The sequence below is a fragment of the Ensifer sp. 2TAB8 genome (assembly GCF_052115125.1).
Classification (GTDB): Bacteria; Pseudomonadota; Alphaproteobacteria; order Rhizobiales; family Rhizobiaceae; genus Ensifer.
The window spans coordinates 534140-557410 of record NZ_JBFRGB010000001.1 but is presented as its reverse complement, the minus strand read 5'-3'; the positions used below and the strand labels follow the sequence as shown (position 1 = coordinate 557410).

Sequence of the window (23271 nt, the reverse complement as noted above, 5' to 3'; positions counted from 1 at the left end):
CACCCTAGAGCAAATTCCGGGAAGGCGCCAAGCGGGCTTGCGTCCGGTTTTGCGCGAATGCAACGCGGCCGCACACGTGGATGGCTCTTAGCGCGCCGAGAGCGCCTTCATCATCTGATCGATGTCGATGCCGCCCAGTCCGAAGTTTCGTTCGGTGAGGTCTGTCAGCCGTTCCGCGGTCAAAGTCACCGTCCGGCGAATCTGTTCTTCCGTGTGGTCGCTGGTGATGAAGAAGCGCAGGCGCGCGAGCCCCTCGGGCACAGCCGGGTGGATGATTGGCAGCGCATTGACACCTTCGGCAAGCAGGTCATTCGAAAGCTGAACAGCGCGCAGGGAATCCCCAACCAGAACCGGGACAACGGAAAAGCCGCTGCTAAGGCCTGTGTCGAGGCCCGCTTCCTTGGCAAGCTTCAGGAACAGGGCACCGTTGCGGCGCAACGCTGCTGTCCGCGCCGGTTCGCGTTCCAGTACGTCGAGGCTCGCGGTTGCTGCGGCCGCCAGCACGGGCGCGAGGCCGACGCTGTAAACGAAGCCGCCTGCGGATGCCTTCAGCACCTCGACCAGCGCTTCGCTGCCGGCGATGTAGCCGCCGCAGCTCGACGTGGTTTTTGACAACGTGCCCATCCAGATGTCGATCTCGTGTGGATCGACGCCGAAATGTTCGGCAAGGCCGCGTCCGGTCTTGCCGAGAACGCCGAGCGAGTGTGCCTCGTCAACCATCAGCCAGAAGCCGTATTCGGCCCTAAGCTTCAAAAGCGCCGGCAGGTCGGCGACATCGCCGTCCATCGAGTAGATACCCTCGACGATCACCATGATGCGACGATAGTCGCCGGCAACCGTGCGCAGCACGTGTTCGAGGTCGGCGACGTCGTTATGCTTGAACAGCCGCCGGGTGGCGCCCGAAAGCTTGATGCCGGCCAGCGCGCTGTTGTGGATGAATTCGTCATGGACCACGAGGTCCTTCGGGCCCATCAAACAGCTGATGGCCGCGACATTGGTCAGATAGCCGCTGACGAAGCAGACGGCGGCATCCACGCCGTAGAAGCTCGCGATCTTCTCTTCGAGCGCTACATGCACCGGTCGTTCGCCGGCAACGAGGCGGCTTGCCGACGCGGAGATACCGAAGGTGCCGATCGTATCCCTGGCTTTCGCCAGCACTTCCGCGTGGCGGTTGAGGCCGAGATAGTCGTAGGACGCGAAGTTGATGAGCTTGCGGCCGTCGATGACGGTGGTCGCCCCGGCTGCGGTCTGGTGTGCGCGGTAGAACGGATTGGCGATGCCGAGCTGCTCGCTTGCGAACTTCTGAGTCATGACCTGCTTGTATTCGGGCAGATCTTCGAAACGGGCCTGCTGACGGCGTGCCGGCGGCGGCATCTCCCGCTCCGAGCGCGCCATGCGGTTGCGCTCGGAGGATTGATGCGTGTTTCTCATCCGGTCCAGCAGATTCTCCTTGAGGCTGCTGGTCATCTTGGATGCGCCGGGACCGTTTCCGTTCGTGCTCATTGGCTCTGTGCTTTTTCCTTCGCCGTTCCGACGTGCCGCTGTGCGAGTTCGCTGACGATCTTGTCGTCGGCGGGCTCGGCGTCGTCGCTCTGGTCGCGCTTGCTGACCTTGTCATAGAGCTTGCGGGCGACATCGCCAACCGTCGTGTTGTCCGCAACCCCGCTGAGCGGCATATCGAAGCCGGTGTTCTGCTGGAAGCTCATGCCGAGTTCGACCGCCATCAGGCTGTCGAGGCCGATTTCCTTCAGGACCTTGGCTCGCGTGACCGTATCCTTCGACACGCGCAGGATTGCGGCGATCTCGCCGGCCACGAGGTCGAAGAGAATGTCTTCGGCTTCCTGCGGCGACTTGCCCTCGATCATCGCGACGAGGTCCATCTGGGTGCCTTCGCCGCCGGCCGCGTGCTGATCGGCGCTGCGCAGGATCACTTCGAAGAGGGCGTTGCGGGCAACCGGCAGGTTGCGGGCGGCCGACCAGTCGATCTCCGAGATCATCACCGTGGCGGCATCGACGGTGCCAGGATCGAAGGCCAGGTGGCTCTCGACCATGTCGAGCGCCGTCTGTGCCTTCAGCGCCGTCTTGCCGATGCGCTTGGCGAGCAGATCGTTCACATCGGTGTTCTGAACCAGGTACCCCTTGTCTGCGATCGCGCCGAAACCGACGGCAAGACCGGCGAGGCCACGGGCGCGCCGGGCGCGGGCGAGACCTTCGAGGTAGCCGTTGGCAGCGACGTAGTTCGCCTGTCCGGGGTTGCCGACGAGTGTCGTCGCCGACGAGAACAGGATGAAGTTGTCGAGCTTGTCGCCGTTGGTCAGTTGATCGAGAACAGCCGCACCCTTGGCCTTGGTGTCGATGACCGGACGGTTGCGCTCGCGATTGAGATTGCTGATCAGCGCGTCGTCGAGCACCATCGCGGCATGGACGATCGAGCGGAGCGGTGCAATCGCGCGCAACTGTTTCAGAAGCCCCTCGGTTGCCACGGGATCGGTGACGTCGCAGGCGTGTACCGTCACGGAGACGCCGGCCTTCGTCCAGGCTTCGATCATTGCCGTCGTTTCGGCGTCCGCCTGGCCACGGCGCGAGCAGAGCGCGATCTTCGTGGCGCCCTTTTCGACGAGCCAGTTGGCCGCAGCCAGACCGAAACCGCCGATACCGCCGACGACGAGATGCATGCCGTTCGGATCGACCTTCATGCCGCCGTGCGGACGTTTGGCAACGCGATGCTTGCCGGCGACCGGAGGCAGCACGACGATCTTGCCGATGTGGCCCGCATTCTGCATCAGCCGGAAGGCGTTGCCGATCTCATCGAAGTCGAAGGCGCGATAGGGAAGCGGCGTGAGCTTGCCGTCTTCAAACAGCGCGCCGATCTCGGTGAAAATCCGCTTGGTGAGCTTCGGCTGATTGACCAGCAACTGGTCGGCATCGATGCCGAAGTAGCTGACATTGCGACGGAAGGGCCTAAGGCCGATCTTGCTGTCGGCATAGTAGTCGCGCTTGCCGAGTTCGAGGAAGCGCCCGAAGGGCTTCACCAGCGCCAGGCTCTGCTCCATGGCTTCGGCAAAGAGCGAGTTGAGGACGAGATCTACACCCTCTCCATCCGTCACGGCGCGGACGTCGTTGACGAAACCGAGCGAACGGGAATCGAAGACATGATCGGCGCCGAGCATCGAGAGGAAGCGACGCTTCTCGCGCGTGCCGGCCGTGGCGATAACCTTGGCGCCCTTGAGTTTCGCGACCTGCAGCGCGGCCAGGCCGACGCCACCGGCAGCACCGTGGATGAGGATCGTCTCGTCCGGCTGGATCCGGCCGAGTTCCACCATGGCGTAGTAGGCCGTGAGAAACGCGACAGGCACCGTTGCCGCGGCGACCGGGCTGACCGACTGCGGCAGCCGGGCGACGCCGGCGCGCGAGACGACGGCATGGGTCGAGAAGGCGGACGACGCGATCGCCATGACGGCATCGCCGACGGCGAGATCATCGACGCCTGCGCCGACGGCAACGACGTGGCCGGAAAGCTCCATGCCGATCGTTGCGCCCGCGAAACCGTCTTCGAGCGCCTCTTCGGGCAGCAGGCCCATCGCCCACATCACGTCGCGGAAGTTCAGGCCGGTGGCTGCGACCTCGACGACGACTTCACCCGGACCTGCCGAGGGAATGTCGCTCTCTTCCCAGACGATGCTGCCCACCTGTGAGCTGACGCGCTGGCGGATCGTTGCGGCCTTGAAGGTGTCGATTGCCGCATGCGCGTTGTCGACTGGGCCGGGTACGGCGCGGATTTCGGAAAGCGCCGCGTCTTTTCCTTCCAGCAGCCACTCGCGGTTGACGGTGACGCTGCCGAGCAGCGGACGTGCTGCCGCGATCTGTTCGATCGTGGTCGGCGAACCATCGATATCGAGCGAGTGCACATCGAGGAATTCGTATTCGTTTTGAAGCACGCGGGCGAAGGCCCAGAGACCGGCATTGACGCCGTCACTTGCAACCGTTTCACCGGTCGCCCGGCTCGCGATCGGGGCTCCGCCCGGCGCGACGAGCACGAGACGCGGGCGATTTTCGCCGGACGGCTCGGCTCCGCCGATGTGCTGTCGCAGAGCTTCGGCGAACGCACCGAGAGCAAGGATCTGCATCTGGAGCGAGGCGGAATCGTCTGCCCGGGATGTGGCGGCCGGCGACGCAAGGAAGATTGCCCGCAGCGGCTGGTCGCCAAAGGTTTCGAAGCCGCTGAGAAGCGCTGCCTTGTCGGCGACGATATCACCGCTCAGATTGACGGGAATAGCCGGCGCCGAAGGCTTGCTGTCCTTGCCGCCTGCGGTCTGCAGCAGCAGATACGGGCCGGCGGCCGGTGCTTCGGCGCTTACCGAAGCCGCGGCGGCGCCGCGCGCTTCGAGCAGGATGACATTGCCGCTGGCGCATTCACGGTCGGCGATATCGACGTCGCGCAGATCGAGATCTCCGAGACATTTCTGCCAATGCGGGGCGGCCGCAAGATTGCCGATCGGGAACTCCGCTGTCTGACTGCGGGCGAACCATCCTTCGGAAAGCCCGAGGGCGAAATCGTTGAACAGCGACGGCGCGCTGACGGCGGCAATCAAGCCGCCGGTGTCGCGCAGCGCCGAGCGAAGTGCGGTGCGAACCGCAACGTCGTCCTCGATCAGGCTGTAGAGTCCGTCGGATGCGCTGACCGCGAGATCGAAGGACGTAAGCGTTGCCAGTTCGCCCTTCTTGAGAATGCGCACGTGGGCATCGTTCTCGAAGGCGAGTTCCAGGCCACGCTGGGCGTTGTCACGTGCTTCGAAGACGGTCAGGCTTGCGCGGTGCTTTTCGGCAAGCGTTGCCAGGCGGCGGGTGAACGCGGCCGAAACGCTGCCGATTTCGACGATGCGCAGGCGCGCGCCAGGTGCCGCAGTCAGAGATTTTTCGAGCGCTTCGAGAACGAACGCCATCCGTTCTCGACTTGCCTCCGAGTGGACGGCCTGATGGTCGAGCGTGGCATCGCTGATGAACGTGGTCCCGAGGGATCCTTCGTCGCCGGCCTGGAGGGCATCAAGGCGCGCAAGGGCTTCCGCATAGGCATTGTTGATCAAGACGGCTTCGACGGCTCGGTCCGAGCGTTCACCGTAGAGTTCGCGCAGGATCTCCGCGACGCTCGGCAAGTTGAAGTCTTGGGTAACCTTCCAGACGCCGTCCTTGTGTTCGCAGAGACCGGCGTCTTCGAGCACGTAGAGACAACTCGTCAGGAAACACTGAAACGCAAAGTCGCCGGGCAGGCTGTTGCCGTGAAGGGTCGTTCGGCCCTTGGCGAGTTTGAGGGCAATCTCCTGACAGGCGCGATAGATGGCCGCGTTGAAGAGCAAGGTCGTGTTGTCGACGCCGGCTTCGCCGGCGTCAGGCATGGCGATCCTGATAGGCGTCGCTGCCTTGCCCTGCAGACCCGGCAGCACGGATTCCGATTGCACTGCCTCGTAGTGGAAGGACAGCGCATCAAGCGTCTTGTGCTTGCGCAGATAGGTACGGCGGAAGCGGCAATCCTCGAAGTGGGCGATCGGTGCGCCCGACTTGTCGAAGAAGTGGAACTTCGCCTTGATCGAGTTGGGGCTGACGCGCTCGATCTCGATCATTGCGCGCGCGATTGGCTGGCTGCCGTTGACGACCCGCACCGAACCGAAGCGGACGGGGATATACGGGGCACCGCTCTTGTCGCCGGTGAAGCGATCGAAGAGGGCGACGAGCCCGTGGAAGGTCGCGTCGACCGAAATCGGGTTCAGGGCATAGGTGACAAGCGGATGACCAGCCGCATCCGGCGTCTTCAATTCGACGTCGACCAGCCGATCGCCGTAGGCGACGGCCTTGGCCAGCAGCTGGAAGCGCGGGCCGTAGTCAAGACCGAACTGTTTTGCCGTCTCATAGGCACGCGCGGGTGCGACCGTTGCGGTCTTCGCCAAGCCGGCAAGCGACGGATAGGCGCGCTCCTCGGCCGGCAATGGCTTGCGGCAGCGGGCAACGGCATGCACGGCCCAATCGTCTTCCGACAACCGCTCGCGCGAACGGATTTCGATGTCGCCGGTCTCCGGCGAAAGCACCGTCGACAGCTCCATGATCTTCGTGTCGCTGAGTTCCAGCGGCCGGACGATTTCCAGATTGGTGATCTCGACCTCGTCGCTGCCATAGAACTGCTGTGCTGCAGCCACGGCGATTTCGATGAAGCCGCTGCCCGGCAGGATCGCCTTGCCGTCCACGACGTGCTCGGCAAGGTCGGGGAAGAGATGCGCATCGACATGGTTCTTCCAGCTGCCGCTGTTCGGGTCGCTGCGCCAGCCGGTCAAGCGGTAAGGCTTCTCGGTCCGGCCGAAGAGATCGGTCGCGTCGGTGGTCGCCGCAGGGCGCAGTTCGACGGGCTCGAACGGCAGGCTGGGCAACGCGATCGACGCGTTGCGCTTGCCGAAGACGCGGGTCGTGTCGACGACCGCGCCATGTGCGACGGCACGCGCCATCGCTGCCGAAATCGGATCCTGGCCGGTTTCGCCGACGTCCCGCAGCAGGGTCGGTACGACCATGCCCGGGGCCGCAGCCTGCTTGATCGTCTCCTTCACATAGGACGACAGGATCGGACGCGGCGAAATCTCGATGAACAGGCGGCAGCCCATCTCGATTGCAGCTTCGGCGGCCGCCTGGAAGCGGACCGGCTCGCGCACGTTCTTCCACCAGTAATCCGGATCGAGCTGCGTGCCCTCGAGCGCGGCACCCGTCACCGTCGACAGATAGACGAGTTCGGTGCGGCGCGGCGCGATATCCGGAATATCCGAGAGGAAGGCGTCCTTCGCCCGATCGATGATCGGATGGTGGAAGGGATAATTGATGTCGAGAATCTGGACCGGGATCTTCGCCTTGCGCGCGGCGTCGCGGAAGCTCGAGATCTGATCGGCCGGCCCGGAGATCGTCACGGAATTGTGGGCATTGATTGCGGCAACGCAGAGCTCGTCAAGGCCGCGTGCTTCGGCGAAGGCGCGAGCGGCCTCTTCCCCGAGCATCACGGCGGCCATCGTTCCGTGACCGGCAAGCAGATCCTGATGCAACGATCGCTTCGCCACGATCGAAACGGCGTCGACCAGCGACAGCGCGCCGGCGGCGTAGGCCGCAGCGATTTCACCGACAGAGTGGCCGAAGACAGCAACCGGCTTGACGCCCATGGCGACCAGCGAATCCGACAGTGCAGCCTGCACCGCAAAGAGAAGCGGCTGCGCGATCTTCGTATCGCCAAGCTTCTTGTCGAGGTCCGGATCGGTGAGAAGATCTGTCAATGCGATGTCGGAGTGAAACTTGAACAGCGCGCTGACCGACGTGAAACACTGACGGAAATGGAGGTTCTCGCGGAATGCCTCGACACCCATGCCGGCCCATTGCGAGCCATTGCCGGAGAAGACGAAGGCGACCTTGGCGTCACGGGCGACGGCTTCGCCGATCTCGCCGATGCCGGAGCCCGGCTTTTCCAGATGGCTGGCAATCGCGCGGACGATATCTTCCGGCTGGTCGCTGCGAGCGGCGAAACGATGGCGCATATGGGTGCGGTTCGCACCCGATGCGGCGATCATCGAACGCGCTTCACCCTTGGAAGCATGCGCGAATGCCGTCTTGTAGTCGTTGAGAAGCGTTTCCAGGCTCGACGCCGTGTGAGCACTCGCCAGGAAAACATGACCGGAAGACGACGGGTTCGACGCCTTTTCGTCGGCCGCGGGTTCCGGGTCGCTGATGACGACGTGCGCATTGGCGCCGCCGAAGCCGAACGAGTTGATGCCGGCGAGCCGGGTGCGCTTTCCGCGCAGAAGCTCGATCGGGTTCGCCGTGACACGCACGTTGAGACCGTCGAAGTCGATGTGCTCGTTTGGCGTGTCGAAGTGCAGCGAAGCTGGCAGGTAGTTGTTTTCGAGCGCCATCACGGCCTTCAGCATGCCGAAGAGGCCGGAGGCGGGTTCCGTATGACCGATGTTCGACTTGATCGAACCGATCGGCACCGGCGCCCGGCGTTTGGCGCCGATGACCGTCCCGATCGACCAGACTTCGGCCGGATCGCCGACCTTGGTGCCGGTTCCGTGGCCTTCGACAAAGGCCACCTGGTTGGCATCGATGCCGTTGCCTTCGTAGATCGCCCTCAAAAGATTGGCCTGCGCCTCGCGCGACGGCAGCGAGATGCCGTTGGTGCGGCCGGCCGAGTTCACGCCGGTCGCGACGATCCGCGCGTAGCTGCGATCCTTCTCCCGGCGCGCCCGATCCGAGCGGCGTAGAACGAAGACCACGCCACCTTCGGCGCGCACATAGCCGGCGCCGTCGTTGTCGTAGGCGCGGCACAGGCCTTCCGGCGACAGCATGCGCGCCTGGGCGAAACCGACGAAGGGCAGGGGGTGAGCAAGGATGTTGACGCCGCCGACGATCGCGGTGTCGATTTCGCCCGAGTTCAGTGCCCGCATCGCCTGGTCGAGCGCGACCAGCGAGGAGGAACAGGCCGTATCGACCGTCATGCTCGGGCCGCTGAGGCCGAAGATATGGGAGATACGGTTGGACACGATCGACAGCGTATTGCCGGTCATGAAGTAGGGACCGGCCGCTGCCGGGTCTTCCACCGTCAGGTTGGCATGGTCGAGGCTCGATGCGCCGATATAGACGCCGACATTCTCTCCCTGCAGCGATGTCGCCGAGATGTTGGCGTCTTCAAGCGCGCGCCAGGCAAGCTGGAGCAGCACGCGCTGCTGCGGATCCATGTACATGGCTTCGCGCTGCGACATGCCGAACACGGCAGGGTCGAAATCATAGAGTTGGTCGAGCACGCCGGCGGCAAAGGAATAGGTCTTGCCCTGCGTGCCCATGACGGGGTGCCAGAATCGCGCGACGTCCCAGCGATCCGACGGAATGCTGGTGACGGTGCACTTGCCTTGACGGAGAAGTTTGAACAACGCCGAAGGCGATTCTGCTCCAGGGGCGAGGCATGCACGCCCAATAATCTCAACAGCCATGTATGATCGAACGCTCTAAACTGCCGCTAAAGTTGCATCTGCGATTGCGCGTCGGAGGCCGAAATGCAATCGCCAATCGTCATGCTGCCGGGCTATCCCCAGCTATATTCGTTCCGCCTCATTAGTCAGCTTTTAACTTAAAGTCCCTAGCTTTCAACCCCAAACACTGAAGATATACACGCTGTCAACGCCAGTCCAAGGCGGATAAGGCGATAAACCACGCTCAAGGTAGAGAAGGTATGACCAGAAAGACGCGGGTCCAAATATTTTGCCCGTCTTGGTCTTCGGATGACTTGTTGTGGGACGGCGATTGTGCTTTTCAGGGACCGGCGAAATTCCCGGTCGGGAGATGATGCGGCGCGGAACTGTGAGTAAAATCATGGCCGTGTCGAATTTGGAGTGTCGTAGTTGAAACGAGTCAGTGCCCTTCTGCTTTGTACCGCCCTCGTGGGATGCCAGGCCGTTCCGGGCGAGGGGCCGCTGGCCGGAGCGATCGTCAAGGATGCCGGTCAGTCCGGCGCGGAGATCGGGCGCCAGAATGCGACCGTCTTCGATATCGTCGAAGTGGATGGCCGCACCGCGCGCCTCGTTTCCGATTATGTCTCCTCGACGCTCAACCGTCGTTTCGGCATTGGCGGCGGCGTCGGCCGAGTCGTCATCGGTGTCGGCGACGCATTGAAGGTGTCGATTTTCGAGGCCGGCAGCGATGGTCTGTTCTCGACGCAGGATTCCAAGCAGACAAGCATCGATCTCGTCGTCCAGCCGGATGGCAAGGCTGCGATCCCCTATGTCGGTCCGGTCAACTTTGCCGGCCTGACACTGGAACAGGCGCGTCAGGAAATCCTGGAAGCGCTGAAGCAGAAGGCGGTCGAGCCTGACGTCATCGTCACCAGCATGAGCACCGCCTCGCGCAACGTCACCGTTTCGGGTGCCGTCGGTAAGTCGTCGGTCGTGCCGCTCAGCCTCGTCGACGAAACGATCAACGAAGTGATCGCCAAGGCGGGTGGTCCCGTCGCCCAGCCCTACGAGACCTATGTCACGTTGGTGCGCGGCAAGAAGACCGGCACGGTTCTTCTCAAGTCGATCATCGAGAACCCGTCCGAGAACATCCACGTAAAGCCTGGAGACCAGATTTTCGTTGCACGCGATCCGCGTCGCTTCACGATCCTGGGCGCCGTCAAGGCCAACCAGCGCGTCGAATTTGGTGCCAACGACCTGAACCTGCTCGAGGCCATGGGTCTTGCCGGCGGTGGTGCGGACTATACGCTCGACATGAAGGGCTACTTCATCTTCCGTTACGAAGAGCCTGACGTGGTCATGAGCCTGCTCGGCCAGCAGCGCTTCAATGAAATGCTGCGCAAGGGCATGAAGACCGACAGCATGGGCCGCTACCCGATCGTCTATCGCTTCGACATGAGCAAGCCCGATAGCCTGATCGTCGGCCAGACCTTCCCGGTCAAGAACCGCGACGTCATTTATGCCTCGCGACATCCGTCCGTCGACTTCTCGAAGTTCCTCAACTTCATCGCCCAGCCGGTCGGCATCGCCAATTCCGGCTTCGCGATCGCCGACAACCTCAACGGCAACTGATCGCACCAGACCGCTTTTTTCGAGAGGCGTCGACCGCAAGGTCGGCGCCTTTTGTCTGTCTGGCCTTATCATTTTCAAAGCCTGCGGAAGCGGCTTGTCGTCGCTCAAATTCTGTGATTGATCTTGGACTTAAATCGATTTTGGTGATCGATGACGTTGGCAGGCAGGGATGAATTATGGCGGATAAGGCGTTGGTCGTCGTGGATGTGCAGAACGATTTCTGCCCGGGCGGGGCGCTTGCGGTCGCAGGCGGCGATGAGATCGTGCCGATGATCAATGGCATGATTGGCCGCTTCGAGCATGTGGTGCTGACGCAGGACTGGCATCCCGCTGGTCACTCGAGCTTTGCTTCAAGCCATCCTGGCAAGAGCCCCTTCGAAATGATCGCCATGCCCTATGGCGGCCAGACGCTCTGGCCGGACCATTGCGTCCAGGGAAGCGCCGGTGCCGATTTCCATCCGGCGCTTGAATGGACGCGGGCCGAACTCTTGATTCGCAAGGGCTCCCGGCCCGAGATCGACAGCTATTCCGCCTTCTTCGAAAACGACCGCCGGACACCCACGGGCCTCACCGGCTATCTCAGGGACCGCGGCATCAAGAAGGTGACGCTGTGTGGGTTGGCAACGGATTTCTGCGTGGCCTTTTCTGCGCTCGATGCCGTCGCACAGGGGTTCTCGACATCGGTCATCCTCGAAGCCTGTCGAGGCATCGACCTCAATGGTTCGCTTCAGGCTATGATTACCCGCATGCGTGATGCCGGTGTCGAGCTGAACTAGTTCGACTGCCCTCGCGCTGAGGAAGGAGAGATTTCACCGATGACGAAGACCGATATCGCCAGGCGCGTCTATAACCACGCCTGGAAGCTCGACCCGATCGTGCGAAGCCTGCTGGATACGGATTTCTACAAGCTCTTGATGCTGCAGATGATCTGGCAGCTTTACCCGGATGTCGACGCCACCTTCTCGCTGATCAACCGTACGAAGACGGTGCGGCTTGCGGACGAGATCGATGAACAGGAACTGCGCGAACAGCTCGATCATGCGCGCGAGCTGCGCTTCTCCAAGAAGGAGATGATCTGGCTCGCGGGTAACACGTTTTACGGGCGCAAGCAGATCTTCTCGCCGGAGTTCCTTGCCTGGCTCGCGAAATTCCGCCTGCCGGACTATGAGCTGAAACGCAGCGACGGCCAGTTCGAACTGACGTTCCGCGGCCGCTGGGCCGAAACCACCATGTGGGAAATCCCGGCGCTGGCGATCATCAACGAGCTGCGCTCGCGCTCGGCGATGAAGGGACTCGGTCCCTTTACCCTCGACGTGCTCTATGCCCGCGCCAAGGCCAAGATGTGGTCCAAGGTCGAGCGCCTGCGGCAATATCCGAACCTCAGGATCTCCGATTTCGGTACGCGGCGGCGGCACAGCTTCCTCTGGCAACGCTGGTGCGTCGAGGCGCTGAAGGAAGGGATCGGCAGTTCGTTCTCCGGGACCAGCAACGTGTTGCTCGCCATGGACAACGATCTGGAAGCGCTTGGTACCAACGCACACGAATTGCCGATGGTGGCTGCGGCCCTTGCCCGTAACGACAAGGAACTGGCCGCCGCCCCCTACAAGGTGTTGCAGGACTGGAACCAGCTCTATGGCGGCAATCTCTTGATCGTGCTGCCCGATGCCTTCGGCACAGCGGCGTTCCTGCGTGACGCGCCGAAATGGGTGGCGGATTGGACCGGCTTCCGGCCGGACAGTGCGCCGCCGATCGAGGGCGGTGAAAAGATCCTTGCCTGGTGGAAGAAGATGGGACGGGACCCCCGGGAAAAGCTGCTGATCTTCTCCGACGGTCTCGACGTCGACACGATCATCGAGACCTACCGGCATTTCGAGGGGCGCGTGCGCATGAGCTTCGGCTGGGGTACCAACCTCACCAACGACTTCGCCGACTGCGCCCCGACGGAAATCAGCGGCCTCAACCCGATCTCGATCGTCTGCAAGGTCAGCGAGGCCGACGGCCGCCCGGCGGTGAAGCTCTCCGACAATCCGCGTAAGGCAACCGGCGACCCCGCCGAGGTCGAGCGCTATCTCAAGTTCTTCGGCTCGGAAGACTTCGTCGAGCAGGCCGTCAAGGTCTGACGCCGAAGTAGCGCCACGAAGAGCGCGCTGCGGCTTCCGCCAGTTGAAAAAAAGAAACCGGCAAGCGCCGGTTTCAATAGGGGATCAAAGATGTTGCGACTGTCCATCATCGCAATGTCAAATCTGGCAGTGGAATCTTAAGGTTGCGTTAAGGCGACAACCTGCCGTTGCGTATCGCTTCTCTAAAACACGAACATGTAGAGAAGGATGATGACGATGAGCGGCACGCCCATGAGCCAGAGAATGATGCCTTTCATGTATAAGCCTCCGCGTTGCTGCCTTTGAAACTGTAACGCGGCGAAGGCGGATACGTTCCCGATCTTGGCTTGCTCCGGTGCGTCAGGCCACGGACTGCAATCGCGTCTCTCCGCGGTTCAGAAAGCACGTCTTGTCGAAAAGCCTGAGGTCGAGCGGACTCGGCAGCCGGATATCGTCGATATCGGGAAATGGTTTTGTACTGGCATCGTAGGAACGGTCGATCTGGGAAATGAAGACCATGATGATGCCGTGTTCCTGTGCAAACGCCCTCAAGCTCAGAACCTGCGTCCCCAGTTCCGGGTTTTCACGCCTCTGGTCGAGCAGTTGCAAATAATCCACGACTACCAACGAGCCGCGTGGCGCTGATGCCAGCTTCTTGATGATGTACTCGGCGTTGATTGCACCCGAGCAGTCGATCTCGAAGAGCTCGACAAACGACGCGTATTCGGCGCCGACTGTGGGAAAACGATCGATCACGTCCTTCGTCGTATATTCCAGCGTGAAGAAATACGCCCGCCGGCCGACCTTCATCGAACTCACGGCCAGCTCGAGGCTCTTCAGCGTCTTGCCCTGTCCGGGCCGTGCACCCAGGAGAAGAAGATCTCCTGGTCGCAGGCGCCCCAACACGGTGTCTTCGGGCTTGGCAGAGACATGCCTTGCGGCGAGAAGGCTCCAATTCGCATAGCCTTCGTGAGCGGCGATGCGATTGAGTGCCTCATGAAGCGGAATGTCTTCATTGCGGGAAAGCCGCTTCGCTTTGCGCTTCAGATGGTAGATCGGCGCAGACAGTTTCATCTGTAACCTCCTGATGCGAGCAGTCTTCGCAATCCCTCCTTATGCTCAAGGCTCGAACAGTTGGTTCGGTGATGAGAGTGCCCCGTATGAAATCTACTTTCCCGAGCGGAGGGGGGAGGCGTGGGCGCGCCCGAATCGGAGCATAGCGCAGTGGCTGGATGAGGTGAATTGCCTGGTGACGGCCGAAATGGGAGAGAAGTCCGACGGGTGGGATGGAGCGGACGAAGCGGCGCGCGGTCCGCATGAACCGGTCACAGGTGCCGCCGACGAGGCATCTCTACCAGAGTGACGGGAGTAAATTGTTGAATGCCCTGAGGGAAACTGGTGCTGCTAGAGAGATTTGAACTCTCGGCCTCTCCCTTACCAAGGGAGTGCTCTACCCCTGAGCTATAGCAGCATCTGGCGGCCGGTTCGTGTGTCAGCCGCATCAAGCGAGGGGGCTATTGCCATAGCTGGACGGGGAGTGCAAGCAGCATTTCGAAGTTTTTCGCGAAGACCTGTGAGAAAGTTTGCCGCCGCTTCCGAAGACCCTGGTTTTGCGCTAATGCAGAACCATGCAGATAAACGACAGTGACGGCAGAAAAAACGAGCCCGCGCCGGACGAGCAGCGGACCGAGGGCAGGGTGCGCCGGGAGAAGAAGAAGGATACGACCGAGTCGGACCTGAAAAAGGCGCGACTTGCCAGGAACTTGCGCGACAATCTCCAGCGCCGCAAGCAGCAGGCGCGGGCGCGTCGCTCCGGTGCAGCTGATGAAGTGAGCGGCCTTCCTGCCGCAAAAACGGACGAATCCCAAGATTAGTACGGGGCAGGGGCGGCGTTCGCCGACCCTTTCCCATGTGCGGGCGGCCCAGCCGTCTGGCGTCCAATTGCATAAATGCTCGCGGTCGGGGGCGATCGAGGGCAGCGACTTAATCGATATGGCGACCTCTGGCGTCTGAATGGACGCTTGGCGTTCAAGGTACTTCTAATTTCGCGGCGTCTCCACTAAAGAGGCGCCTTCAGACAAACATGGATTATTTTTTGGAAAGGCGGGCCAAGCCCGTTCGAGAGGCCTCATGGATCGCATCAGGATTGTAGGCGGCAACAAGCTTAACGGCGTCATTCCGATTTCCGGCGCCAAGAACGCGGCCCTGCCGCTGATGATCGCGTCGCTTCTGACCGACGATACGCTGACGCTCGAAAACGTGCCGCACCTCGCCGACGTCGAGCAGTTGATCCGTATCCTCGGCAACCACGGCGTCGACATCTCCGTCAATGGTCGCCGCGAGCGCCAGGGCGAGAGCTACGCCCGCACCATTCATTTCACCTGCCGCAACATCGTCGATACGACCGCCCCTTACGAGCTGGTCTCGAAGATGCGTGCCAGCTTCTGGGTGATCGGCCCGCTGCTGGCGCGTGAAGGCAAGGCACGGGTTTCGCTACCCGGCGGCTGCGCCATCGGCACACGTCCGGTGGATCTCTTCATCGAAGGCCTGCAGGCGCTCAGCGCCAATATCGAGATCGACGGCGGCTACGTCAACGCGACGGCGCCGGAAGGCGGCCTGATCGGCGCGCGCTACACGTTCCCGAAGGTCTCGGTCGGCGCCACCCACGTTCTGATGATGGCTGCGACCCTTGCCAACGGCACCACGGTGCTGGGCAACGCCGCCCGCGAGCCCGAGGTCGTCGATCTTGCCAACTGCCTCAATGCCATGGGCGCCAAGATCACCGGCCAGGGCACGCCGACGATCACGATTGAAGGCGTACGTTCGCTTTCCGGCGCGCGCCACCGCGTCCTGCCGGATCGGATCGAGACCGGCACCTATGCCATGGCCGTGGCCATGACCGGCGGCGACGTCATCCTCGAAGACACCAATATGGCGCTGCTCGACACGGCGCTCGAAGCGATCCGCCGCGCCGGTGCCGAGATTACCGAGACGAACAGCGGCATCCGCGTCGTGCGCAACGGCGCCGGCATCAAACCGGTCGATGTCGTCACCGATCCCTTCCCTGGCTTCCCGACCGATCTGCAGGCGCAGTTCATGGGTCTGATGACCATGGCGAAAGGCACCTCGCACATCACCGAGACGATCTTCGAAAACCGCTTCATGCATGTCCAGGAACTGGCCCGCCTCGGCGCCAAGATCTCGCTTTCCGGTCAGACGGCGAAGATCGAAGGCGTCAGCCGGCTGAAGGGCGCGCCCGTCATGGCGACCGACCTTCGTGCCTCCGTCTCGCTCGTCATCGCCGGTCTGGCTGCCGAGGGCGAAACCATGGTCTCGCGCGTCTATCACCTCGATCGCGGCTTCGAGCGGCTCGAAGAAAAGCTCACCCGCTGCGGTGCGCATGTCGAGCGCGTCAGCGACTGATTTGATCGGTTGCGCCTGATACCGTTGCGGTTTCAGGCGCAACATCCTATGTCCATTTCAATTGTGGCACGGAAGATGTGCGGCGAAATGAAAGGGATGGACGGCATGAACGGTCTGAAGCTGCTGGCGCTCGACGAGGAGGATCTCGCTGTCGTCTCCGCGCACGTCCAGGATGCCGTGTTCAAGGTGTCGGGCCTGGAATATGACGCTCGGCGCAAGCAGTTCTCGCTCATCGTCAATCGTTTCGTGTGGGAGACGGCCGACGGCAAGCGGCGCTCCTTCGAGCGTCGGCGCGCACTGTTGTTGTTCAAGCAGGTGAATGCCGTCCGCTCGGTCGGCTTTGACCGGCGCGATGCCGAGGCGGTTCTGGATCTGCTGACGCTGAAGTTCAGCCTGCGCGGCGAAGGGCCAGAAGGCACGCTCGAACTGGTTCTGGCCGGCGATGCATCGATCGCGCTTGACGTCGAATGCATCGAAACGCAGCTTGCGGATACCGGCGGGGCGTGGGAAACCGCTTTTAAGCCCAAGCATCCTGAAGGCGCTTGATCCACTCGACCCGAACGACACTGGCATACAAGGACGTCTCCTTTGGCAATCAGGCTCAATTTTCTCGACGGCGACTTCGAACAAAAGTTCGCGTCATTCCTGACGACCAAGCGTGAGGTGTCAGAGGACGTCAATGCGGTGGTCAAGACGATCATCGACGACGTACGCGTCCGCGGCAACGCGGCGCTCGCCGAATATTCCAAGCGTTTCGATGGCGTCGATTTCTCCGTGACGCCGTTGGCCGTGAGTGCCGCCGAAATCGATGCGGCGATCCAGGCGGTCGAGCCGGAGGTGCTGGGCGCCCTGAAGGTCGCCGCCACCCGTATCGAGGCGCATCACGCCCGCCAGCGGCCGAAGGACGATATCTACGAGGACGCCATGGGCGTCGGCCTCGGCTCGCGCTGGACGGCGGTGGATGCCGTCGGTCTCTACGTGCCGGGTGGTACGGCGAGCTATCCGAGCTCAGTGCTGATGAACGCGGTTCCGGCGAAAGTGGCCGGCGTTCCCCGTATCGTCATGGTGGTGCCGGCAACGGGCGGTGAAATCAACCCGGCGGTGCTCGCAGCAGCAAGGCTTGCCGGTGTCGAAGAAATCTACCGCATCGGCGGCGCGCAGGCCGTGGCCGCGCTTGCCTATGGCACCGAGACGATTGCGCCGGTCGCAAAGATCGTCGGTCCCGGCAATGCCTATGTCGCCGCAGCCAAGCGCCAGGTTTTCGGCACTGTCGGTATCGACATGATCGCCGGCCCGTCGGAAGTGCTGGTCATTGCAGACAGGCATAACGATCCGGATTGGATCGCCGCCGATCTGCTCGCCCAGGCCGAGCACGATGTCGGCGCCCAATCGATCCTGATCACCGACGATCCGGCCTTCGGCCAGGCGGTCGAGGAAGCGGTCGAGCGGCAACTGAAGACGCTGCCGCGCGCCGAAACTGCGGCGGCAAGCTGGCGCGATTTCGGCGCCGTCATTTTCGTTCCCGATCTCGAAAAGGCTGTGCCGCTTGCCAACCGTATTGCGGCGGAACATCTGGAGCTAGCGCTCGCCGATCCCGAACCGATGATCGCCAAGATCCGCAATGCTGGCGCGATCTTCGTCGGCCGCCACACGCCCGAGGTCATCGGCGACTATGTCGGCGGCTCCAATCACGTGTTGCCGACGGCGCGCTCGGCGCGCTTCTCCTCCGGTCTCGGCGTGCTCGACTACATGAAGCGCACGTCGATCCTTAGGCTCGATCCCGAGCAACTGCGGATCCTGGGGCCGGCGGCGATCGTGCTGGCAAAATCCGAAGGCCTTGAGGCCCATGCGCGCTCCGTCGCCATTCGTCTCAATTTCGAGGATGCTGGATGAAGGCGGACCGCAACCTGCGCCTCTGCGATGTCGTTCTGGACGAGACCATCGGCCGCTCGACGCCTGACGTGGAGCACGAGCGCGCGGTTGCGATCTTCGACCTGCTCGAAGAAAACCTGTTCGAGCCCGTCGGCCATCCCGGCGGTCCGTACAAGCTCAACCTCTCGCTCGTCGACGCGAAGCTGGTCTTTGCGATTTCGACCGAAAAAGGCGGCGACGTTGCCACCCATATCCTGTCGCTGACGCCGTTTCGACGGATCGTGAAGGATTACTTCATGATCTGCGAGAGCTATTACGAGGCGATCCGCTCGGCGACGCCAAGTCAGATCGAGGCGATCGACATGGGGCGTCGCGGCATCCACAACGAGGGCTCGCAGACCCTCCTGGATCGTCTGTCCGGCAAGATCCGGCTGGATTTCGATACGGCCCGTCGCCTGTTCACGCTCGTCTGCGTGCTCTATTGGCGCGGATGAGAGCGGGGACCGGCATGACGGGAACCGAGGTATCGCCACTCAAGACGCCCCGTTCGGTCCTATTCATGTGCGGCATGAATGCCATCCGCTCGCCGATGGCCGAAGCACTCGCCAAGGCAGCCCTGCCGGCCGGAACCTACGTCGCCTCCGCCGGTGTCCGGCACGGCGAACGCGATCCCTTCGTCGACGTGGTGATGGCCGAGGTGGGCTTGAGTCTCGGCCGGCATCAACCGCACACGCTGGACGAACTGGAGGACGATTACTTCGACCTCATCGTCACGTTGGCACCGGAGGCGCATCACAAGGCGCTGGAATTGACTCGCTCGATGGCCGTCGACGTGGTCTACTGGCCGACGCCGGACCCGACGGTGGCAGCCGGCACCCGCGAGCAGATCGTCGACGCGTACCGCGCAGTGCGGGATCACCTGTCGACGCTGATCAATCTTCGGTTGGTCGGCCCGCACAGACGAGAAAAAGCCTGAGAGCTTCACGGCAATCCGCGTGCGGTTTCCAGCGACAGTTCTTTTACATGTCTTCTTCAATCCTGACCGATTTAAAGCTAAAGACATGCCGCCGTTCAAAGTGCTATAGCGACCGCTGCGCCTCTGATAGGACGCGCGGCACTGTAGCCCGTCACAAAAGCGCAAAAGCCGGTCTTAGATGGTTCACAAATCCTCGTCGATTGTGTAGTTTCCGGCGAATTTTTCGGGATACCTGACGTATCCCTAAACAAAGATAGAAAGAACAGTCCTACATGGCGAAAGAAGAAGTCCTTGAATTTCCGGGCGTGGTCACCGAATTGCTTCCGAATGCGACCTTCCGCGTGAAGCTCGAAAACGAGCATGAGATCATCGCTCATACCGCGGGCCGCATGCGCAAGAACCGCATCCGCGTGCTTGCCGGCGACAAGGTTCTCGTTGAAATGACCCCGTACGACCTCACCAAGGGCCGTATCACCTATCGCTTCAAGTAAGCCGCTCCGGCTCTACGCAATTCCTGGAGCATTTCCGCTTATTCTTCGAATCGCGAAAACGCTCTAACCTTTGGTTGGATTGCAATTCCAGACGCAAAACCGCCTACCGCATTTTTGCTGGAATTGCTCTGGAGTGACGGCTCGTTCCGATGACAGTGGCCAAGAAACTGATACTGGCGTCCGGCTCGCCGCGTCGCGTCGAACTTCTGGCGCAGGCGGGCATAGAGCCCACGCGCCTGATGCCGATGGATCTCGACGAGACGCCGAAGCGTGCCGAACATCCGCGTTCGCTCGCAAGGCGGCTGTCGGCCGAGAAGGCGCGGGCAGCGCTTGCCGCGATCAAGGGCGAGCCCGGCTGGGACGGTAGCTACATCCTGGCGGCTGACACGGTGGTCTGTGTCGGACGACGTATTCTGCCGAAGCCGGAACTGGTCAGCGACGCATCCAGCGCGCTGCATCTTCTCTCCGGCCGCAGCCACCGCGTCTATACCGGCGTCTGCCTGATCACGCCGGACAAGACGCTCCGGCAGAAGGTCGTCGACACCAAGGTGCGCTTCAAGCGCCTTTCGGGCTTCGACATCGAAAGCTACCTCGCCTCGGGTCAATGGCGCGGCAAGGCTGGCGGCTACGGCATCCAGGGCATTGCCGGCAGCTTCGTGGTCAAACTCGTCGGCTCCTACAGCAATGTCGTCGGCCTGCCCCTCTACGAAACCGTCAGCCTGCTTGTCGGCGAAGGCTATGACGTGCACAATCGTTGGCTGGAAGGCTGAAGCCAGTGACCGACGAGACCCAAAAGAGCGGTTCGAACATCGCGCCCCTGCGGGCGCCTAGGCCCTGCCCGGAATGCGGACGGCCGTCGCATCGGGAGCATTATCCTTTCTGCTCCGACCGCTGCCGCAATGTCGACCTCAATCGCTGGCTCTCCGGCTCCTATGCCATTCCGGTCGCTGACGACGAAGCGAAAGCCGACGACGGAGACGACCGCTAGCGCGTTCCGACGTGGCCCTCCATGCATCCTCTAAGCTCTGAACAACGGCTGGACGATCCTGCGCGTCTGCAGGTGCGTGCAGCCGTCGTTTCGGCTTCTGAAGGCCGCTTCTCTCGCAACGAGTACCTGGGTGCGAGCACGATCCCTCTGAAACTCCTTGTCTTTTTGGTTTTTTCAACTGTCCACAGGATTTCGGTCAAAAAACTTTCATTTGGCGCTGGACACCGCCGAACAAGATGTTATAACCCCGCTCGCTTCCGGGGCACAAACAAGCGCCCCGAGGGTTCCGAAAGGAACCGCTGCCCGAAACGGCAGGATGCCCGGATAGCTCAGTTGGTAGAGCAGCGGATTGAAAATCCGCGTGTCGGTGGTTCAAATCCGCCTCCGGGCACCATTCGTCTCTCAGAATGCTTGGTCCCTAAGATAAATACACGGCGGCTACGGCATGTGCGTCGTGACGCAATCCCGTCTTTGACACTCCGTGCGATGTCCGTTGGCCTCACCCTCATGGAGCCTGATTGGCGCGGGGAGCCTTTGGCTCGGCGTAATCCCACCTGATTGGTCCCCGACAGATTGCAGCGAACTTTCAAGCACCCCGGGGGAGCCGGCAATCTCTGCCGATCCATGCCGGATCAACGGGCTATTTTAAGCTCACCGTGCGGCTATGCGGTTATCTTTAGAACTAATTAACCATCTCCTTGCTTGTATCGCCACAATCTCGCGTCGCCCATGATGGGCATTTTCAATTGTAAGATGTCTCTAATATGGTCAGCATTCACACGAACGCTGGGGCAATTTCTGCGCTCCAGGCTCTGCGAACAATCAATTCCGGCATGGCTTCGGCACAGGGCCAGGTAAGCTCCGGGTTGCGGATCCACACGGCGGCCGACAACGCAGCCTACTGGTCGATCTCGACGACCATGCGATCGGACAGCAGGGCGGTTTCTGCGGTCCAGGATGCGCTCGGACTTGGTGCGGCGAAGGTCGAGACAGCCTATGCCGGCATGGAGGCCGTCGTTGGCATCCTCAGCGAGTTCAAGTCCAAACTGGTGGCGGCGAAAGAGCCAGGCGTCGACAAGAGCAAGATCCAAAAGGAACTCGGGGAGCTGAAGCAGCAGGTCGCGAGCATTGTCGCGTCAACGAGTTTCAGCGGGCAGAACTGGCTGAAGACCGACGTCTCCGATATCTATGACAGCGATCTCAACCGAACGTCCGTCGTCTCCTCATTCTCACGCGATTCCAGGAATGGCGTGTCGCTCAACACCGCAGATTTTCATCTGAGAGAGTCCTCGCTGTTCAACAGCACGGGCGGCGGGATTCTTCAGGCGGACACGCGGGATCTGCGTACGATCGGCGGGATACGGTTCGTTACGGGTACCGATGTCGACGGCTATACGACCAACAGCCGCAACAATGCCAGAATCGGCGGCGCCGGCGAGTTTACTTTCAACTTCAGTGGCCCGATCACGTTTTCGGACCCGAGCCACAAGATCACCTTCGATGTCATTGTCGACAAGGACAGCAGCACGCAAGGTCTGCCGTTGCCGCACGATCCCGGCAAGCCCACGCTTGGGATCACGATCGATCGCTCGACCGTGGACACGGTTCTGGGCGCGGGTGCCAACGGCATCATCTCAAACTACACGCAGTATGCGGCCGTTCTCAGTCATGCCGTGACGAACGCGGGCGCGGGTGCGTTCGTGCGAACATACAACTACAACTATCCGCCCTATGCACCCATCATCGACAGGATCGGCTTCAGGACGCAGGAAAGTTCCGGGCTGGATGGATCCTATGTCGAAGTCGCCAATCTGACGGTCAACACCGCAACCGGGGGCGCCGGCGGACTGGCGCCGAACTCGGATTTCGGCGAGCGTGGATCGGAGATGACGCTGACCTTCGAACCTTTCGAGGTTTACAAGGATGTGGTCGTTTCCTTCAGTTTTGCGGTCAACGGCGAGCCGGCCAGCGCGCATTCCTTCGATCGCAACTACGTGAACAACCTGCTCGGCAAGGATACCGGCAAGATCGAAACCGCCGACGAGATGGTGACGCTCCTGCAGTCGCTCATCACGCGGCCTGGCACCATTATTCAGAATGATGGGGCAGGCGGGGTGTTGGTAAAGTCCGATCCTGCCGTCGATCGGAAGTCCGGCATTTCGACGCGCATCGAGTTCTCGGGCATCGGCGTCAACATCGAGCCGATCGCGCGACGCAATTTTATGGATATCGATATCGCCGCAAGCCCGCAGTCGATCGATTCCTACATTCAATATATCGAAGTCGTGTTGCAGAAGACGATCGACGGAGCTGCCGCATTGGGTTCGCTCCTGACGCGCATCGACATGCAGTCCAGCTTCGCTCAGTCGCTGATGGCCACCATCGAAAAGGGTGTTGGACGTTTGGTGGATGCCGATATGAACGAGACGTCGACGCGCCTGAAGGCACTGCAGATGCGGGAGCAGCTTGGCATCCAGGCTTTGCAGATCGCCAACTCCAACGCACAGAACATACTGCAACTCTTTCGCTGAATGATCTCACCACCGCGAAGCGATGGTTGTCGAAGCCGAACGCCGATTGTGGTTGAGGCAGGTCTCCAGCATCTGTTTTCGGGGGCGTCCTCCCGCTTCAAGTGACAAGACTTGGAGGGGGATGTTCCGGCATCGATCCTCCGTTCTATCGAAAGCGGGGATCGGCGGCTGTTACCTGCGTTACATGTCCGTCGCAGCTTCTGCCTATTCTGGCGCCCGGGAGGACCTGAGCGACGAACGTTTCGTCGCGTAATCGATGCCACGAAACCACAACAAAAACAGGGTCGTGGCAGGGT

General features: G+C 61.7%; 16 protein-coding genes and 2 tRNA genes. 14 read left to right on the top strand and 4 right to left on the bottom strand.

What is annotated here, in order from left to right:
- Nucleotides 1-87: 87 nt before the first annotated feature.
- Nucleotides 88-1503, bottom strand: a complete 1416-nt coding sequence (locus tag AB4Z53_RS02760) for an aminotransferase class I/II-fold pyridoxal phosphate-dependent enzyme (protein WP_441594538.1) — start codon at nt 1501-1503, stop codon at nt 88-90.
- Entirely contained in the window at nt 1500-9005 is a 7506-nt protein-coding gene (locus AB4Z53_RS02755; protein WP_441594536.1) for a type I polyketide synthase, read from the bottom strand. Before AB4Z53_RS02755 ends, AB4Z53_RS02760 begins: the two co-directional genes overlap by 4 nt.
- 408 nt (nt 9006-9413) lie before the next feature.
- Between AB4Z53_RS02755 and AB4Z53_RS02750 the strand changes: the two genes are divergently transcribed.
- From AB4Z53_RS02750 to pncB, 3 genes are all read left to right on the top strand, one after another.
- Nucleotides 9414-10595, top strand: a complete 1182-nt coding sequence (locus AB4Z53_RS02750) for a polysaccharide biosynthesis/export family protein (protein ID WP_113536478.1) — start codon at nt 9414-9416, stop codon at nt 10593-10595.
- A gap of 176 nt (nt 10596-10771) precedes the next feature.
- Nucleotides 10772-11371 (top strand): bifunctional nicotinamidase/pyrazinamidase, encoded by a 600-nt coding sequence (gene pncA, locus AB4Z53_RS02745; protein WP_441594534.1) that lies wholly within the window; start codon nt 10772-10774, stop codon nt 11369-11371.
- 39 nt (nt 11372-11410) lie between these two features.
- Nucleotides 11411-12715 (top strand): nicotinate phosphoribosyltransferase, encoded by a 1305-nt coding sequence (gene pncB, locus AB4Z53_RS02740; protein WP_113536476.1) that lies wholly within the window; start codon nt 11411-11413, stop codon nt 12713-12715.
- Between the two features lie 339 nt (nt 12716-13054).
- Here pncB and AB4Z53_RS02735 read toward each other — a convergent pair whose 3' ends face one another.
- Nucleotides 13055-13768: a DNA helicase gene (locus tag AB4Z53_RS02735; protein WP_441594532.1), complete on the bottom strand. Its 714-nt coding sequence runs from the start codon at nt 13766-13768 to the stop codon at nt 13055-13057.
- A gap of 322 nt (nt 13769-14090) precedes the next feature.
- Nucleotides 14091-14165, bottom strand: a tRNA-Thr gene (locus tag AB4Z53_RS02730).
- Nucleotides 14166-14322: 157 nt separating this feature from the next.
- Between AB4Z53_RS02730 and AB4Z53_RS02725 the strand changes: the two genes are divergently transcribed.
- The 11 genes from AB4Z53_RS02725 (at nt 14323) to AB4Z53_RS02675 (ending at nt 22975) form a co-directional block, all read left to right on the top strand.
- Entirely contained in the window at nt 14323-14568 is a 246-nt protein-coding gene (locus AB4Z53_RS02725; protein WP_441594530.1) for a hypothetical protein, read from the top strand.
- Between the two features lie 256 nt (nt 14569-14824).
- Nucleotides 14825-16117: a UDP-N-acetylglucosamine 1-carboxyvinyltransferase gene (gene murA / locus AB4Z53_RS02720; RefSeq protein ID WP_113536472.1), complete on the top strand. Its 1293-nt coding sequence runs from the start codon at nt 14825-14827 to the stop codon at nt 16115-16117.
- 105 nt (nt 16118-16222) lie between these two features.
- On the top strand, nt 16223-16663 hold the full coding sequence (locus AB4Z53_RS02715; RefSeq protein WP_291152943.1) for a DUF2948 family protein: 441 nt from the start codon (nt 16223-16225) through the stop codon (nt 16661-16663).
- A gap of 42 nt (nt 16664-16705) precedes the next feature.
- Nucleotides 16706-18010 (top strand): histidinol dehydrogenase, encoded by a 1305-nt coding sequence (hisD, locus tag AB4Z53_RS02710; RefSeq protein WP_441594527.1) that lies wholly within the window; start codon nt 16706-16708, stop codon nt 18008-18010.
- Nucleotides 18007-18483, top strand: a complete 477-nt coding sequence (locus AB4Z53_RS02705) for a UPF0262 family protein (RefSeq protein WP_113536470.1) — start codon at nt 18007-18009, stop codon at nt 18481-18483. Before hisD ends, AB4Z53_RS02705 begins: the two co-directional genes overlap by 4 nt.
- Before the next feature lie 14 nt (nt 18484-18497).
- Entirely contained in the window at nt 18498-18965 is a 468-nt protein-coding gene (locus AB4Z53_RS02700; protein ID WP_113536469.1) for an arsenate-mycothiol transferase ArsC, read from the top strand.
- A 272-nt stretch (nt 18966-19237) separates the two neighbouring features.
- Nucleotides 19238-19456, top strand: a complete 219-nt coding sequence (gene infA / locus AB4Z53_RS02695; RefSeq protein WP_004435948.1) for a translation initiation factor IF-1 — start codon at nt 19238-19240, stop codon at nt 19454-19456.
- A 149-nt stretch (nt 19457-19605) separates the two neighbouring features.
- Nucleotides 19606-20226: a Maf-like protein gene (locus tag AB4Z53_RS02690; protein ID WP_113536468.1), complete on the top strand. Its 621-nt coding sequence runs from the start codon at nt 19606-19608 to the stop codon at nt 20224-20226.
- A gap of 5 nt (nt 20227-20231) precedes the next feature.
- The gene (gene yacG / locus AB4Z53_RS02685) at nt 20232-20444 is read left to right on the top strand and encodes a DNA gyrase inhibitor YacG (RefSeq protein WP_113536467.1); all 213 of its coding nucleotides are present in this window, start codon (nt 20232-20234) and stop codon (nt 20442-20444) included.
- 318 nt (nt 20445-20762) lie between these two features.
- Nucleotides 20763-20838: transfer RNA gene (locus AB4Z53_RS02680), tRNA-Phe, on the top strand.
- Between the two features lie 370 nt (nt 20839-21208).
- Nucleotides 21209-22975 (top strand): flagellin N-terminal helical domain-containing protein, encoded by a 1767-nt coding sequence (locus AB4Z53_RS02675; protein WP_441594524.1) that lies wholly within the window; start codon nt 21209-21211, stop codon nt 22973-22975.
- Nucleotides 22976-23271: the final 296 nt, after the last annotated feature.

Excerpts from the sequence above, each read along its gene's own strand:
- infA (WP_004435948.1), top strand. The coding sequence starts at position 19,238 with ATGGCGAAAGAAGAAGTCCTTGAATTTCCGGGCGTGGTCACCGAATTG.
- AB4Z53_RS02735 (WP_441594532.1), bottom strand. The coding sequence starts at position 13,768 with ATGAAACTGTCTGCGCCGATCTACCATCTGAAGCGCAAAGCGAAGCGG.
- pncA (WP_441594534.1), top strand. The coding sequence starts at position 10,772 with ATGGCGGATAAGGCGTTGGTCGTCGTGGATGTGCAGAACGATTTCTGC.
- AB4Z53_RS02705 (WP_113536470.1), top strand. The coding sequence starts at position 18,007 with ATGAAGGCGGACCGCAACCTGCGCCTCTGCGATGTCGTTCTGGACGAG.
- AB4Z53_RS02760 (WP_441594538.1), bottom strand. The coding sequence starts at position 1,503 with ATGAGCACGAACGGAAACGGTCCCGGCGCATCCAAGATGACCAGCAGC.
- AB4Z53_RS02725 (WP_441594530.1), top strand. The coding sequence starts at position 14,323 with ATGCAGATAAACGACAGTGACGGCAGAAAAAACGAGCCCGCGCCGGAC.
- AB4Z53_RS02700 (WP_113536469.1), top strand. The coding sequence starts at position 18,498 with ATGACGGGAACCGAGGTATCGCCACTCAAGACGCCCCGTTCGGTCCTA.
- pncB (WP_113536476.1), top strand. The coding sequence starts at position 11,411 with ATGACGAAGACCGATATCGCCAGGCGCGTCTATAACCACGCCTGGAAG.
- murA (WP_113536472.1), top strand. The coding sequence starts at position 14,825 with ATGGATCGCATCAGGATTGTAGGCGGCAACAAGCTTAACGGCGTCATT.
- AB4Z53_RS02675 (WP_441594524.1), top strand. The coding sequence starts at position 21,209 with ATGGTCAGCATTCACACGAACGCTGGGGCAATTTCTGCGCTCCAGGCT.
- AB4Z53_RS02755 (WP_441594536.1), bottom strand. The coding sequence starts at position 9,005 with ATGGCTGTTGAGATTATTGGGCGTGCATGCCTCGCCCCTGGAGCAGAA.
- AB4Z53_RS02690 (WP_113536468.1), top strand. The coding sequence starts at position 19,606 with ATGACAGTGGCCAAGAAACTGATACTGGCGTCCGGCTCGCCGCGTCGC.
- AB4Z53_RS02715 (WP_291152943.1), top strand. The coding sequence starts at position 16,223 with ATGAACGGTCTGAAGCTGCTGGCGCTCGACGAGGAGGATCTCGCTGTC.